Here is a 14,069-nt window from a genome sequence, read left to right as displayed (position 1 = left end):
GTTCCCGCGACCTGTGCGCCGGCGCCCCCTGACCGATGGTCAGGGGGCGCCGTGCGACGGCCGAGCGGCGTGTGTCGGGCTGTCAGACGGAGGCCGCCCGCCTGCGGCTGGTGGCGTACCAGACGAGGGCGGCCGCTGCCGCGGCGCCGACCGTGGCCGCGGCGACCAGCACCGGGCGGGAGGGGGCCGTGAAGTTCGGCACCCGCTGCTTCAGGCGGACCGGCCGGCTGAAGTCGAGGATCGGCCAGCCGCGCGTCAGCGCCTCACGGCGCAGCGTGCGGTCGGGGTTGACGGCGTGCGGGTGGCCCACCGTCTCCAGCATGGGCAGGTCCGTCGCCGAGTCGCTGTAGGCGTAGCAACGGGTCAGGTCGTATCCCTCGGACTCGGCCAGCTCGCGGATGGCCTCGGCCTTGGTGGGGCCGTAGGCGTAGTACTCGACCTCGCCGGTGAAGCGGCCGTCGTCGCCGACCACCATCCGGGTGGCCACCACCCGGTCGGCGCCCAGCATCTCGCCGATCGGCTCGACCATCACCGACCCGGAGGTCGAGACGATCACCACGTCACGGCCGGCCAGGTGGTGCTCCTCGATCAGCGAGGCGGCCTCGTCGTAGATGATCGGGTCGATGAGGTCGTGCAAGGTCTCGGCGATGATGTCCCTGACCTGCTGGACGTCCCAGCCGCGGCACATGGCGGACATGTGCTTCCGCATGCGTTCCATCTGGTCGTGGTCGGCGCCGCCCGCCAGAAAGACGAACTGGATGTACGCCGTGCGCAGGGCGGCGCGGCGATTGATCAGTCCGCCTTGGTAGAAGGACCTGCCGAAGGTGAGCGTGCTCGACTTCGCGATGACCGTCTTGTCCAGGTCGAAGAAGGCCGCGGTGCGGGGCAAGGAGTGGTTTTCCACAAGGCGAGCATAGGGGGCAGCCATTCGGCGTAAGGTGTGGCGCGTGGGTTTGCCTGAGAAGCCTCTCGGGTACACCATGGAAGTCACGGATCGTTCGCGACCGTGCTAACCCGGTCCGGCTCCTCCCCCCCCCGAGTCGGATCGTGGATGACGACCCCCGCTCTCCCCCCCGGCGGGGGTCGTCGCATGTCCGGACGGGTTTTCGCCCCCCGGACCAGGCGGCCGGAGCCTCTCTCGCAGAGGATCCGGCCGCCTTTTGCGTGCTCACGGATGGTGACTGTCGGTAATCGAGGGGATGCGTCCGGGTTGCCTCTCCGCGACGGCTCCGCGCGCCGGTGGGTCATGCCCTCGCGCGTCGCTCGTGGGGGTGAACCCGTTATTCACATTCGCCGGGTTGTCCCCCGTTTTCCACCAAGATCCACTTCTTTTTCCGTTGTGCCGCACGGTGTTTCCGACGCGCCCGGTTGACGGTTCGTGCCTTCGCCCGCCCCGTTTTTCCGCCCGCGCGCCGCTGAGTTCCGACACCAGTTCCGACACCGACGGCCGGGGAGACATGTCCTCCCCGCGCGGGCAGGAGGCAGCAGCCATGACCGGACGTACCCCCGACACCCCCGGAACACCCGCCGGCGGTCCCGGCCGGGGAGCGGGCGTACCGCTCATCGTGACCGAGGACCCGCTGCTCCTCGACGATCTGCTGCGGCTGTGCGCCGCGGCCGGGGCGACCCCCGAGGTGCATCCCGGGCCACCCGGCAGACGCTCCGCCTGGGAGGGCGCGCCGCTCGTCCTGATCGGGGACGACGCCGCCCGCCGGGTACGGAGCGCGCCGCGCAGACCGGGCGTCGTCCTGGTCGGGCGGGACCCGGACGATCCCGGGGTGTGGCGTCACGCCGTCGAGATCGGCGCCGACCACGTGCTGGTGCTGCCGGACGGCGAGCAATGGCTCACGGACCGGATCGCGGACGTCGTGGAGGGCGTGGGCCGCCCCGCCCTCACGGTCGGGGTCATCGGCGGCCGGGGCGGGGCCGGAGCCTCCACGCTGGCCTGCGCGCTGGCCGTCACCTCCGCCCGTGGCGGGGTGCGCACGCTCCTGGTGGACGCCGACCCCCTCGGGGGAGGGCTGGACGTGCTGCTGGGCGGCGAGGCCGCCGAAGGGCTGCGCTGGCCCGCCTTCGCCTCCTCGCGGGGCCGGCTGGGCGGCGGGGCGCTCGAGGAGTCCCTGCCCAGCCTCCACTCGCTACGGGTGCTGAGCTGGGACCGCGGTGACTGTGTGAGCGTTCCCCCCGACGCCGTGCGTGCCGTGCTGGCGGCGGCCCGGCGAGGCGGTGGTGCGGTGGTCGTGGACCTGCCCCGGCGGGTCGACGAGGGCGTCGCGGAGATCCTGGCGCAGCTGGACCTGGCGGTGCTGGTGGTGCCCGCGGAGATCAGGGCGGTGGCCGCGGCGGGCCGGGTGGCCTCGATGGCCGGGATGGTGCTGCGGGACCTCCGGGTCGCCGTCCGCGGACCCCACGCACCGGGCCTCGACGGCGCGGAGGTCGCCCGGCTGCTGGGCCTCCCCCTGCTCGGAGAGGTCCCGGCCGACCCGGACCTGCGTCCACCCGCGACGGCCTCGCTGCCTCCCGGGGCGGCGCCCCGGGCCCCGTTGACCCGGTTCTGCCGCCAGTTCTGGGACCGCGCGACGGCTTCGGCCGGTGGACGATGAACGCCCGCACGAGGAGCGTGAACGCCCGTTCGGGGAGCGGAGCCCCTCAGGACGCCGGGTCGACGGGAGACCTGATCGACGGAGTGCGCCGCTGGCTGGCCGAGAGCGGAGCCGACCCCACACCGGCCCGGGTGGCCCAGGCGCTGCGCGAGCGGGGCGGCCGCGTGCTCGGGGACGAGGAGGTGCTGGGCGCGGCGGTGCGGCTGCGCTCCGAACTGGTGGGAAGCGGACCGCTGGAACCGCTGCTCGCCGACCCCGCGGTGACGGACGTCCTGGTGTCCGCGCCGGACCGGGTGTGGGTGGACCGGGGCACGGGGCTGGAACTGACCGGCATCGCCTTCCCGGACGCCGTGGCGGTGCGCCGGCTGGCCCAGCGGCTGGCCTCCGTCGCCGGACGCCGCCTCGACGACGCCCGCCCTTGGGTGGACGCGCGGCTGCCCGACGGGACACGGTTGCACGCCGTGCTCCCACCGGTCGCGGTGGGCTGCGCCTGCCTCTCGCTGCGGGTGGTCCGTCCGCGCGCCTTCACCCTCGGCGAGCTGACGGCCGCCGGAATGTTGCCGCCCAGCGGGGAGGGGGTGCTGCGGGCCTTGGTGGACGCCCGGCTGTCCTTCCTGATCAGCGGAGGCACGGGTACCGGCAAGACCACGCTGCTCAGCGCGCTGCTGGGCCTGGCCGGCCCGGCCGAGCGCATCGTGCTGGCCGAGGACTCGGCGGAGCTGCGGCCGGAGCACCCCCACGTCGTCCGGCTGGAGAGCCGACCGGCGAACCAGGAGGGCGCCGGGCTGGTGACGCTCGAGGACCTGGTGCGGCAGGCGCTCAGGATGCGGCCCGACCGACTGGTCGTGGGCGAGGTGCGCGGGGCCGAGGTGGTCCATCTGCTGGCCGCGCTCAACACCGGACACAGCGGGTGCGGGACGGTGCACGCCAACGCGGCCGCGGACGTCCCGGCCCGGCTGGAGGCCCTGGGGACGGCCGCGGGGCTCGACCGGGCCGCGCTGCACAGCCAGCTCGCCGCGGCGCTGTCGGTGGTGATCCACCTCGTGCGTGATCGCGGCGGACGCCGTCGGATCGCCGAGGTGCGGGTGCTGGAGCGCGACGCGGCGGGGCTGGTGCGGACGGTGCCCGCCCTGCGGTGGAGCGAGCGGGCCTTCGTGCCGCAGACCGGGTGGGAGCGCTTGGTGCGACTGCTGGACGCCGGGACTCCGGACGGTGCGGAGCAGTGGGCGGAGCGTCGCCCGGAGGATCGGGCGCTGGAGCGGGCCGGTGCGGGGGAGGCGTGGTGATGCTCGGGGCCGCGAGTGCGGTCGGGGTGGGGAGCGGGGCGGTCGCGATGGCGGCGGTGTGCGCGGCGGTGGGCCTCTGGTGGTGGCCGGGAGCGAGGTCGCACGCTCCTCGGGCACGAGCCATGGCGCGGGCGACCCCGACGCGATCCGGCGCCGTGGACGCGGAGCCGGGCCCGTGGGGCGGGCCGGACGGGGGCCGGGAGCGCGGGCCGGGCGGAGGCCGGGAGCGCGGTCTGCGGGGCGGGCCGGCCCGGCGGCTTCTTGATCCGGTTCTCCGGGCCCGTGGGCGTCGGCCCGGAGCCGAGTGGTGGGCCCCGGTGGCCGGGGGAGTGGTGGCGTTGCTGGGGTCCTCGCCCCTCCCCTTGGCGGTGGGCATGGCGGCCGTGCCCATGCTGCGAAGGGTGCGGCGCGCATCCGGCCTGCGGGCGGAACACGACCGGCGGGCAGAGGCGGTGATCGCCCTGTGCGGTGCGCTGGCGGGCGAGGTGCGCGCGGGCCGACAGCCGGGAGAGGCCCTGACCCTGGTGCTGCGCGGGGAGGGCGGCGGCGTGCTCGGCAGGACCCTCGCTCCGGCGGTGGCGGCCGCGCGCTTCGGCGGTGACGTCGCCACAGCTCTGACGGGTGCGGCGCGTGCCCCTGGAGCGGAAGGACTGCGCGGATTGGCGGCGTGCTGGCGGGTGGCGGTGGACCGTGGTGCGGGACTCGCCGACGGCCTGGAGCGGCTCGACGCGGCTCTGCGGTCGGAGCGGGACCGGCGCGCCGACCTCCGGTCCCAGTTGGCGGGCGCCAGAGCCACCACCGTGATGCTCGCCGGGCTGCCCGCCCTCGGTCTGCTCCTGGGCACGGCGATGGGAGCCGAACCACTGCGGATCCTCCTGCACACCGGGCCGGGGCTGGGGTGCCTGGCCGTCGGCGGAGGTCTGGAGGCCGCGGGCCTGTGGTGGGCGTCGCGCATCGTCCGCGGAGCGGAGGCGGAGGCATGACCTGGCCGGGTGTCGTGACGGCGCTGGGGGTGACGACCGGGCTGGTCTGGGCGGCGGGTGAGGTTGCCGGGCGCCGGGGTGCGGGACGTGGCCGTCGGCGGGCGGCCTCGCTGCTGGGACGACCCGCCGGGTCGCCGCCCACCGCGCGGTGGCGGTGGCCCCCCGGTGTGACGGCGAGGCGGAGGGCGGCTGCCCTGGGTGCGGTCGTCCTGGGCTGGCTGCTCGTCGGAGGGCTGCCCGGGCTGGCGGTGGGCGTGGTCTCCGGGCTCGTCATGGAGCGACGACTCGGACGACAGGCCGCCCGGGAAGCCGGTGCGGACCGCGGTGCGGCTCAGGCGGCCCGGCAGCTGCCACTCGCGGCCGACCTGCTGGCCGCGTGCGTCGAGGCCGGGGCCGAACCCGTGGTCGCGGCCCGGGCCGTCGGCGAGGCGCTCGGCGGGCCGCTGGGAGAGCGGCTGGCTCAGGGTGCGGCCGAGGTCCGTCTCGGGGGAGACGCGGCCGGCGCCTGGCAGCGTCTGGCCGCCGTTCCGGGCGCGGGCCCCCTCGCCCGGCTCATCGAGCGGGCGGGTGAGTCGGGTCTGCCGGCGGCCGCCCCCGCCGCCCGTCTGGCCGCCGAGGCCCGCGCGGCGGGAGACCGGGCCGCCACCGCACGGGCCCGCAGGGCGGGCGTGCTGATCACCGGACCGGTGGGCCTCTGTTTCCTCCCCGCCTTCATCGCCATCGGGGTGCTCCCTGTGGTCATCGGCCTGGCGGACGGCGCGCTCGGCGGCGGCCCGTGAGCGCGCACCACCACCCGTGAGCGCGCGCGCCCCGAAGAACTCCGCCGCGCGCATGCGGCGGACATCGAGGAAATCAACGGAACGAACGACCTGGAGGTCGGAATGCGGAACATCACGCGACGAGCACGTCGGCTGCGGGGCAGGCTGCTGTACCTGGTCCGCAGGGTCGACAGGGCCCATCGGGACGCGGGCATGGTCACGTCCGAGTACGCGATGGGCATCGTGGCAGCCGTCGCCTTCGCGGCGGTGCTCTACAAGGTGGTGACCAGCGGTCAGGTCGACGCCGAGTTGCAGGGACTGGTGAAGAAGGCGCTCGATGGAGGGCCATGAGGCCGTGCGGCCGGCACGGGACCGGCAGAGCGGGATGGTGACCGCCGAGACCGCCGTCACCCTGCCGGTGCTGGTCCTCTTCGGGGTGGCGCTGGTGTGGGCCCTGATGGCCACCGCCGCGCAGATCCAGTGCGTGGACGCGGCCCGGGCCGGCGCCCGGGCCGCTGCCCGCCAGGACCCCGAGGACACGGTTCTGGCTGTCGCCCGGCGAGCCGCCCCGGAAGGAGCGAGTGTGACCGTGGGCCGGAGCGACGGCCTCGTCCGGGTACGGGTGGTGGCCCGCCTTCCGGGTGCCGGCGCCCTGCCGTTCGAGGTGCGGCACGAGGCCGTCACGCCGGCCGAGGAGACCGTTGGAGCCGGACCGTGAGGAGCCGGGGCGGGGGGAGCCAGGCCGTGAGGAGCCGGGGCGGGAGAGGCCGGGGCGACCGTGGGTCGGCCACGATCTGGACGGGCGCATTCATGAGCGCCCTCGGCGTGGTCTTCGCGGCGGTGCTCGCGATGAGCGAGGCGGTGGTGGTGCGGCACCGCGCCTCGGCGGCAGCCGACCTGGCGGCGCTGGCGGCGGCGCGGCACTGGCCCGACGGCACGGCGGCCGCCTGCGCGCAGGCCGATCGGGTGGTCCGGGCCCAGCGGGTTCAGCTCGTCAGGTGCGAGCTCGTGGGAGAGGTGGCCGACGTCGTCGCGGAGGCCGGCCACGGTCCCTTCACGGCGGAGTCCCGGGCCAGAGCCGGACCGCCGGCTCCGGACCCGCCGCCCATAGGCGACGCACCCGGACCGCCCGCCTCCCCGACCTCACCCGTGGGGGAGGTGCCCGGCCCGCCGTCGGCTCCGTCGCCGCTCACGCTGCCGTCGTAGGCGCTGTCGCGGCCGTCGTAGGCACCGTCGCGGCCGCGAGGGCTCGGTGGCGCGGCCGGCCCTCCGTCGGTTGGCGGCGCGTCCGGAGCGTCGTCAGGATTCCGGTCCGGTGCGCGGGTCCGTCTCCGCGCCGTCCTCCCCGGCTGTGGTCGTGGCCGATCGGTCGCCCGCACCGCCCTCCGCGTCCGCCTCCGCCTCCGCGCCCGCGTCCCCGGCTGTGGTCGCCGCCGATCGGTCGCCCGCGCCTGCGCCGTCGCCGTCGCCCGCGCCGGCCGCGTCGCCCTCGGTCGGCGCACCGCGGAGCAGTTCGCCCAGCAGCCGTACGGCGCCCCGCTTGTGCAGCGGTTCGTTCCCGTTGCCGCACTTGGGGGACTGGATGCAGGACGGGCACCCCGCCTCGCACTCGCAGGACCCGATCGCCTCGCGGGTCGCCCGCAGCCACTCCCGCGCGGTGTGGAAGGCCCGCTCGGCGAACCCGGCGCCGCCGGGATGGCCGTCGTAGACGAACACGGTGGGCAGCAGCGTGTCGGGGTGCAGCGGGACGGAGACGCCGCCGATGTCCCAGCGGTCGCAGGTGGCGAACAGCGGCAGCATGCCGATCGAGGCGTGCTCGGCGGCGTGCAGGGACCCGCCGAGGATCTCGGGCGTGATGCGCGCCGCGTCCAGCTGGTCCTCCGTGACGGTCCACCAGACGGCGCGGGTCCGCAGCGTGCGGGGCGGCAGGTCCAGCTTGGTCTCGCCCAGCACCTCCCCGGTGATCAAGCGGCGCCGCAGGTAGGAGACCACCTGGTTGGTGACCTCCACCGACCCGAAGCACAGGCGGCCGTCGCCCCAGGGGATCTCGGTGTCGGTGGAGAGGACGGAGATGGCCGTGGTGTCCCGGGCGACCGTCGTGTACGGCGGGTCGGCCCTCTCGACCAGGGCGACGGACGTCTCCAGGTCGAGTTCGCGGACCAGGTAGGTGAGCCCCCGGTGGAGGTGGACCGCGCCCTCGTGGACCGCCGTGTGGGCGGCTCCCGCGTCGACGGTGCCCAGGAGACGGCCGGTGTCCGCCTCCACCACCTGCACCGGCCGTCCGCCCGCGCCCCGGATGTCCGCGAGGTCCGCCGCCCGCTCCCGCCGGGTCCAGTGCCACGCCCGGGCGCGACGGCGCAACAGCTGCGCCGCCTCCAGCTGAGGCATCAGGTCGCCGGTCGCCGGGCCGAAGAGGGCGAGGTCCTCGTCGGTCAGCGGAAGCTCGGCCGCCGCGGCACACAGGTGCGGGGCGAGCACGTACGGGTTGTCCGGGTCGAGGACGGTGGACTCCACCGGACGGTCGAACAGCGCCTCCGGATGGTGCACCAGGAAGGTGTCCAGCGGATCGTCCCGGGCCACCAGGACGGCCAGCGCGCCCTGGCCGGTCCGGCCCGCCCGGCCGGCCTGCTGCCAGAGGGAGGCCCTGGTGCCGGGGTAGCCGCAGATGAGCACGGCGTCGAGGCCGGAGACGTCCACGCCGAGTTCCAGCGCGGTGGTCGCGGCGAGCCCCAGAAGCTCTCCGGAGTGGAGCGCGCGCTCCAGCGCGCGCCGTTCCTCGGGCAGATAGCCACCCCGGTAGGCCGCGACACGCCCGGCCAGAGAACGATCTTTTTCGGCCAGTCGCTCCTGCGTGATCACGGAGATCAGCTCCGCGCCGCGCCTCGACCGGACGAAGGCAACGGTGCGCACACCCTGGAGGGTGAGGGAGGTGAGCAGGTCGGCCGTCTCGGCGGTCGCGGTGCGGCGGACGGGCGCGCCCTTCTCACCCTGGAGGTCGGTCAGCGGCGGCTCCCACAGCGCGAACACCAGTTCACCGCGGGGCGAGGCGTCGTCGGCGACCTCGATCACCGGCAGGCCGGTGAGCCGCCGGGCCGCCTCGGCCGGCTCCGCCGCGGTGGCGCTGGCCAGCAGGAACACCGGGGAGGACCCGTACCGGGCGCAGAGCCTGCGCAGCCGGCGCAGCACCTGGGCCACGTGCGAACCGAAGACCCCGCGGTAGGTGTGGCATTCGTCGATCACCACGTACCGCAGCGCCCGCAGGAAGGAGGACCAGCGAGGGTGGGAGGGGAGGACGCCGCGGTGCAGCATGTCCGGATTCGTCAGCACATAATTGGCGTACTGCCGGACCCACTCACGTTCCTCGACCGGTGTGTCGCCGTCGTACACGGCCGGCCGGACCTTCGTACCCAGCGGGCCGGCGAGCTCCTTCACGGCACGGTGCTGGTCGGCGGCGAGGGCCTTGGTGGGAGCCAGGTACAGGGCGGTGGCGCCACGTCCGTTGGGTGCCTCCGCGCCGTCCAGGAGGGCGGAGAGGACGGGCACCAGATAGGCCAGCGACTTGCCCGACGCCGTTCCGGTGGCGACCACGACGGACTCGCCGTCCAGGGCGTGCTCGGCCACTCGCGCCTGGTGGGCCCAGGGGTGCTCGATGCCGCGCTCCCGGACCGCCGCCAGAACTTCTTCACGGATCTCGTGCGGCCAGACGGCATGCCGACCCTCCCGAGGGGGCAGGTGCTCCGTATGAGTGATGCGCGCAGCACGATCCTGGCCCCCGGCGAGCCGGTCCAGAATCGTGCCCGGCGAGGGGCGGGAAGCAGTGTCCGTCCGGGTTCGACCGGATCGGTGATTCTCAGCCATCGGCACCGAGTGTGTCACCGGCTGGAAGGACAATGGACCCAAGGCGTCGTGCGCGCCTGCCGGTAAGTGATTGAATGCCATCGCGGCTGGCGAACAGTCCCGGGGATTCCGCCAGGTGTCCCGAGGGGCGACCGCTCGATAGCAAGGTGCTGGAGGATCCGTGGACCTGTCCCTGTCGACCCGTACCGTCGGCGATCGCACGGTCGTCGAGGTCGGTGGCGAAATCGACGTATATACCGCGCCCAAGCTGCGCGAGCAGCTGGTCGAGCTGGTGAACGACGGGAGCTTCCACCTCGTCGTCGACATGGAGGGCGTGGACTTCCTCGACTCCACCGGGCTCGGCGTGCTGGTCGGCGGCCTGAAGCGGGTGCGCGCCCATGAGGGCTCGCTCCGTCTGGTGTGCAACCAGGAGCGCATTCTGAAGATTTTCCGGATCACCGGCCTGACCAAGGTCTTCCCGATCCACACGTCGGTCGAGGAAGCGGTCGCGGCCACCGACTGACAAGTGCCGCCCCGGGCCTCGGCCCGGGGCGGACGTCATCGGGAGGGTGAGCCGTCACCTCGGCATGCCCTCCGGACAGCAGGACCGTAGTTCCGAGGGGGATGTGCATGGCCACCGTTGAACTCCTCATCAGCCCGCTTCCGGCGCACGTCCGGACGGCCAGGCTGGTGGCGGCCGCGGTGGCGCGCCGGGCCGGAGTGGACGAGGCGGTCCTCGACGAGGTGCGTCTCGCCGTCGGCGAGGCGTGTTCCCGTGCGGTCGGTCTCCACCGGGGCAGCGGCCTCGGCTCGCCGGTGCGCATCGCGCTCACCGACGAGGAAAAACTCTTCTCCATCGAGGTGGCCGACGACGCGCCCCGATCGACGTCCGCCGACGCGGTGCCCGGGGATTCCCCCGCCGCGCTCGACACGGCCGAGACCGAGGAGGACCAGATGGGCCTCGCGGTGATCTCCGGCCTGGTGGACGACCTCGAGGTCAGTGCGGGGGCCGGAGGCGGCCTGATCCGCATGACCTGGCCCACCGCCCGCGCCTGACACCCGTCAGCCCCTCGACTCCTCCACACGGGCGTTCCCGGCCCTTCCTGCCCGTGTTCTCCCTGGCGTGTCCTTCCCGCCTGCTTTCTCCCTGATGTGCGCCTTCGCCTCGTTCGTGTGACGCTGCTCCGAAGAGCGTGGCGGCCCTCCGGCCTCCGCTTCGCGCTCGGTCCAGGCGTCGAGGAGGACGAATGGCGGGGCTTTCCCCCGTATCCGGCCAGGCGCACCTCGCCGTGGTGCTCACCGACGGGAACCGGATCGTGGTGGCCGTGATCGCCGTGGTGGCGCTGGCCGCGCTCGCGGTGGCCGGCGTACTGGTCCGCCAGGTGCTCGCGGCCGGCGAGGGAACCGAGAACATGCGGCAGATCGCCGCGGCGGTGCAGGAAGGCGCCCGGGCCTACCTGGCCCGCCAGCTGCGCACCCTCGCCGTCTTCGCCGTCGTGGTCTTCCTCCTGCTGCTCCTGCTGCCCGCCGACGACTGGGGCCAGCGCATCGGTCGGTCCGTCTTCTTCCTGATCGGGGCGGTCTTCTCGGCCGCCACCGGTTACACCGGCATGTGGCTGGCCGTCCGCACGAACGTCCGGGTCGCGGCAGCCGCGCGGGACGCCGCCGACGAGACGTCCACGGCGGGCGCCACGCGGACGGCGATGCGCATCGCGTTCCGGACCGGCGGCGTGGTCGGCATGTTCACCGTGGGCCTCGGCCTGCTCGGGGCCTCCTGCGTGGTGCTGGTGTACGCCGCGGACGCGCCGAAGGTCCTCGAAGGCTTCGGCCTGGGCGCCGCGCTGATCGCCATGTTCATGCGCGTCGGCGGTGGGATCTTCACCAAGGCCGCCGACGTCGGCGCCGACCTGGTCGGGAAGATCGAGAAGGGCATCCCGGAGGACGACCCGCGCAACGCCGCCACCATCGCCGACAACGTCGGGGACAACGTGGGGGACTGCGCGGGCATGGCGGCCGACCTCTTCGAGTCCTACGCGGTGACGCTGGTCGCCGCGCTGATCCTGGGCACGGCGGCGTTCGGTGACGCGGGGCTCGCGTTTCCGCTGATGGTTCCGGCGATCGGCGTGGTCACGGCGGTGATCGGCATCTACGCGGTGGCCCCCCGTCGAGCCGACCGCAGCGGCATGAGCGCGATCAACCGGGGCTTCTTCGTCTCCGCGGCCGTCTCCCTGGCCCTGGTGGCCGTCGCCGCGTTCGTCTACCTGCCCTCCACCTACGCGGAGCTGGACGGGGTGACCGACCCGGCGGTCGCCGGCCGTTCGGGGGACCCGCGGGTGCTGGCGCTGGTCGCGGTGGCCATCGGCATCGTGCTCGCCGCACTGATCCAGCAGCTGACCGGCTATTTCACCGAGACCGGCCGCCGCCCCGTGCGGGACATCGGCCGGACCTCGCTCACCGGACCGGCCACCGTGATCCTGGCCGGTGTCGCGATGGGGCTGGAATCGGCCGTCTACACCGCCCTGCTGATCGCCCTCGGGGTCTACGGGGCCTTCCTGCTGGGCGGCGCCTCGGTGATGCTCGCGCTGTTCGCGGTGGCCCTCGCGGGCACCGGCCTGCTGACCACCGTCGGCGTGATCGTCGCCATGGACACCTTCGGCCCGGTCTCCGACAACGCGCAGGGCATCGCCGAGATGTCCGGTGACGTGGAGGGCCCGGGTGCCCAGGTGCTGACCGACCTCGACGCGGTGGGCAACACCACCAAGGCGATCACCAAGGGCATCGCCATCGCCACCGCGGTGCTCGCGGCGGCGGCGCTCTTCGGTTCCTACCGGGACGCCGTGCTCACCGGTGCGCGCGAGGTGGGGGAGAGGGTCTCCGGCCCCGGCGCGCCGCTGACGCTGATCACGGACATCACCCAGCCCAACAACCTGGTCGGGCTGATCATGGGCGCCGCGGTGGTCTTCCTCTTCGCCGGGCTGGCCGTCAACGCGGTGTCGCGGTCGGCGGGCGCGGTCGTCCACGAGGTCCGCCGCCAGTTCCGGGAGCACCCCGGGATCATGGACCGCACCGAGAAGCCGGAGTACGGGCGGGTCGTCGACATCTGCACCCGGGACGCCCTGCGCGAGCTGACCACACCCGGTCTGCTGGCCGTGACCGCGCCCATCGCCGTCGGCTTCACGCTCGGGGTCGGCGCGCTCGCCTCCTTCCTGGCCGGCGCCATCGGCGCCGGCACCCTGATGGCGGTGTTCCTCGCCAATTCCGGCGGAGCCTGGGACAACGCGAAGAAGCTGGTGGAGGACGGTCACTTCGGCGGCAAGGGCAGCGAGGCCCACGAGGCCACCGTCATCGGCGACACCGTGGGCGACCCGTTCAAGGACACCGCGGGTCCGGCCATCAACCCGCTGCTGAAGGTGATGAACCTGGTGGCGCTGCTGATCGCGCCCGCGGTGATCCAGCTCGGCTACGGCTCGGGTGCCAGCCCGGGCCTGCGGGCGCTGGTCGCGGTGCTCGCGCTGGTCGTCGTCGTGGCCGCCGTGTGGGTCTCCCGGCGCAGGGGGATCGCCATGGGCGACCCGGACGAGGCGCGGGCGCCGGCCGGGCGCTGACGGATCGTCCAGGTGTACCGGCTGGACGTGGGCCCCGGGGCCCCTGCGTCGCCACCCCGCGTCTCAACGAGCACTTGTGCCCTTCTTGTGTGCGAACTTGCACAACGGCGGCCGTGAATCTTCTCTCGCTGATGCAAAAGGATTCAATCAGCCATAAATCGGATGCTCGGACTCCGTGCGGCCCTCCCCTGGCGTGTATGTTCCGGGGCCGAGAGCGACGGAAGGGACCGACCCGGTGAAGAAGAAGCTCGCGACCGCCCTGGCCGGCGGTGCGGCACTGATGCTGGCGCTGTCCGGTTGCGGCGACGACAACAGCGAAGAACTCAACGCCTGGGCCAAGAAGGTCTGTGACGGTGTGCAGCCTCAGGCCAAGAAGATCCAGGCGGCCAACGCCTCGATCCAGGAGGACAGTTCCGACAAGGCGCCGCCCAAGGACGTCAAGGAGACCGATTCCCAGGCCTTCCAGGACATCTCCGACGCCTACCGGAAGATCGGCTCCGTGATCGACCGTGCCGGTCCGCCGGCGGTGGAGAACGGTGAGAAGAAGCAGAAGGACGCGGTGAAGGAGCTCAACTCCATCGCCGATTCCTACGCCGACCTGAAGAAGCAGGTCGACAAGCTCAAGACCGACGACCAGGCCGAGTTCGCCGACGGGCTCAAGGAGGTCGGCGCCGAGCTGCAGAAGCTCAGCGGCAGCGGCAGTGACGCCCTCAAGCGGCTCGAGGAGGGCGAGGTCGGCCAGGCCATGCGCGAGCAGCCCACCTGCGAGGCCGGAGGCGGCACCGGGTCGAAGTCCGACGCCTGACCCGCGGCCGCACCCAGGGTGACCGGTCGCCGGTGCTCCGGGTCCCTGTGGATCCGTGAGCCCGACCCACCCCGTGGGGTCACTCGGGAGGGTGACGCAGTGTCGGGCGGACGCCGCCCTGTCCACAGATGACGCCGGCGGCCTCCTCTTCCGCCCCTCCGTCGTCCACAGGCGGACGTGCCGGCTGGGCCC

General features: G+C 73.9%; 13 protein-coding genes. 11 read left to right on the top strand and 2 right to left on the bottom strand.

Going from position 1 to position 14,069, the window contains the following annotated elements; all coding sequences use genetic code 11:
* Nucleotides 1-82: 82 nt before the first annotated feature.
* Nucleotides 83-928: an HAD family hydrolase gene (locus tag ABT026_RS09760; protein WP_351113608.1), complete on the bottom strand. Its 846-nt coding sequence runs from the start codon at nucleotides 926-928 to the stop codon at nucleotides 83-85.
* Between the two features lie 562 nt (nucleotides 929-1,490).
* Here ABT026_RS09760 and ssd point away from each other — a divergent pair.
* The 7 genes from ssd (at nucleotide 1,491) to ABT026_RS09725 (ending at nucleotide 6,836) form a co-directional block, all read left to right on the top strand.
* On the top strand, nucleotides 1,491-2,603 hold the full coding sequence (gene ssd, locus ABT026_RS09755) for a septum site-determining protein Ssd (protein WP_351113607.1): 1,113 nt from the start codon (nucleotides 1,491-1,493) through the stop codon (nucleotides 2,601-2,603).
* 17 nt (nucleotides 2,604-2,620) lie between these two features.
* Nucleotides 2,621-3,889 (top strand): TadA family conjugal transfer-associated ATPase, encoded by a 1,269-nt coding sequence (locus ABT026_RS09750; protein WP_351113606.1) that lies wholly within the window; start codon nucleotides 2,621-2,623, stop codon nucleotides 3,887-3,889.
* 401 nt (nucleotides 3,890-4,290) lie between these two features.
* Complete coding sequence (locus ABT026_RS32145; RefSeq protein ID WP_502967937.1) at nucleotides 4,291-4,872, top strand: type II secretion system F family protein; 582 nt, start codon at nucleotides 4,291-4,293, stop codon at nucleotides 4,870-4,872.
* Entirely contained in the window at nucleotides 4,869-5,651 is a 783-nt protein-coding gene (locus ABT026_RS09740) for a type II secretion system F family protein (protein WP_351113605.1), read from the top strand. Before ABT026_RS32145 ends, ABT026_RS09740 begins: the two co-directional genes overlap by 4 nt.
* 102 nt (nucleotides 5,652-5,753) lie before the next feature.
* Nucleotides 5,754-5,981, top strand: coding sequence for a DUF4244 domain-containing protein (locus ABT026_RS09735; RefSeq protein WP_351113604.1), 228 nt, complete (start codon nucleotides 5,754-5,756; stop codon nucleotides 5,979-5,981).
* Nucleotides 5,968-6,348 (top strand): TadE family type IV pilus minor pilin, encoded by a 381-nt coding sequence (locus ABT026_RS09730; protein WP_351113603.1) that lies wholly within the window; start codon nucleotides 5,968-5,970, stop codon nucleotides 6,346-6,348. Before ABT026_RS09735 ends, ABT026_RS09730 begins: the two co-directional genes overlap by 14 nt.
* Nucleotides 6,345-6,836, top strand: coding sequence for an Rv3654c family TadE-like protein (locus tag ABT026_RS09725; protein WP_351113602.1), 492 nt, complete (start codon nucleotides 6,345-6,347; stop codon nucleotides 6,834-6,836). Before ABT026_RS09730 ends, ABT026_RS09725 begins: the two co-directional genes overlap by 4 nt.
* A gap of 93 nt (nucleotides 6,837-6,929) precedes the next feature.
* Here ABT026_RS09725 and ABT026_RS09720 read toward each other — a convergent pair whose 3' ends face one another.
* Nucleotides 6,930-9,569 carry a DEAD/DEAH box helicase gene (locus ABT026_RS09720; protein WP_351113600.1) on the bottom strand — a complete coding sequence of 880 codons (2,640 nt, stop codon included), beginning with the start codon at nucleotides 9,567-9,569 and terminating at the stop codon, nucleotides 6,930-6,932.
* A 79-nt stretch (nucleotides 9,570-9,648) separates the two neighbouring features.
* Between ABT026_RS09720 and bldG the strand changes: the two genes are divergently transcribed.
* The 4 genes from bldG to ABT026_RS09700 all read left to right on the top strand — a co-directional run bounded on the left by bldG (nucleotide 9,649) and on the right by ABT026_RS09700 (nucleotide 13,877).
* A complete protein-coding gene (gene bldG, locus ABT026_RS09715) occupies nucleotides 9,649-9,990 on the top strand; it encodes an anti-sigma factor antagonist BldG (RefSeq protein ID WP_003975386.1) in 342 nt (113 codons plus the stop codon).
* A 107-nt stretch (nucleotides 9,991-10,097) separates the two neighbouring features.
* Complete coding sequence (locus ABT026_RS09710; RefSeq protein ID WP_351113598.1) at nucleotides 10,098-10,523, top strand: ATP-binding protein; 426 nt, start codon at nucleotides 10,098-10,100, stop codon at nucleotides 10,521-10,523.
* Between the two features lie 191 nt (nucleotides 10,524-10,714).
* Nucleotides 10,715-13,072 carry a sodium-translocating pyrophosphatase gene (locus ABT026_RS09705; RefSeq protein WP_351113597.1) on the top strand — a complete coding sequence of 786 codons (2,358 nt, stop codon included), beginning with the start codon at nucleotides 10,715-10,717 and terminating at the stop codon, nucleotides 13,070-13,072.
* 235 nt (nucleotides 13,073-13,307) lie between these two features.
* Nucleotides 13,308-13,877: a small secreted protein gene (locus tag ABT026_RS09700; protein ID WP_351113596.1), complete on the top strand. Its 570-nt coding sequence runs from the start codon at nucleotides 13,308-13,310 to the stop codon at nucleotides 13,875-13,877.
* Nucleotides 13,878-14,069: the final 192 nt, after the last annotated feature.

The sequence above is a fragment of the Streptomyces sp. NPDC002734 genome (assembly GCF_040295685.1).
In the GTDB taxonomy this organism is placed as follows: Bacteria; Actinomycetota; Actinomycetes; order Streptomycetales; family Streptomycetaceae; genus Streptomyces.
Note: the sequence above shows the minus strand (reverse complement) of the source record. Positions and strands in the feature narration are given on the sequence as shown.

What these genes read in the sequence shown, in the direction of transcription:
- ABT026_RS09710 (WP_351113598.1), top strand. Translation starts at nt 10,098, where the DNA reads ATGGCCACCGTTGAACTCCTCATCAGCCCGCTTCCGGCGCACGTCCGG.
- ABT026_RS09720 (WP_351113600.1), bottom strand. Translation starts at nt 9,569, where the DNA reads ATGGCATTCAATCACTTACCGGCAGGCGCGCACGACGCCTTGGGTCCA.
- ABT026_RS09735 (WP_351113604.1), top strand. Translation starts at nt 5,754, where the DNA reads ATGCGGAACATCACGCGACGAGCACGTCGGCTGCGGGGCAGGCTGCTG.
- ABT026_RS09740 (WP_351113605.1), top strand. Translation starts at nt 4,869, where the DNA reads ATGACCTGGCCGGGTGTCGTGACGGCGCTGGGGGTGACGACCGGGCTG.
- ABT026_RS09730 (WP_351113603.1), top strand. Translation starts at nt 5,968, where the DNA reads ATGGAGGGCCATGAGGCCGTGCGGCCGGCACGGGACCGGCAGAGCGGG.
- ABT026_RS09705 (WP_351113597.1), top strand. Translation starts at nt 10,715, where the DNA reads ATGGCGGGGCTTTCCCCCGTATCCGGCCAGGCGCACCTCGCCGTGGTG.
- ABT026_RS09760 (WP_351113608.1), bottom strand. Translation starts at nt 928, where the DNA reads ATGGCTGCCCCCTATGCTCGCCTTGTGGAAAACCACTCCTTGCCCCGC.
- ssd (WP_351113607.1), top strand. Translation starts at nt 1,491, where the DNA reads ATGACCGGACGTACCCCCGACACCCCCGGAACACCCGCCGGCGGTCCC.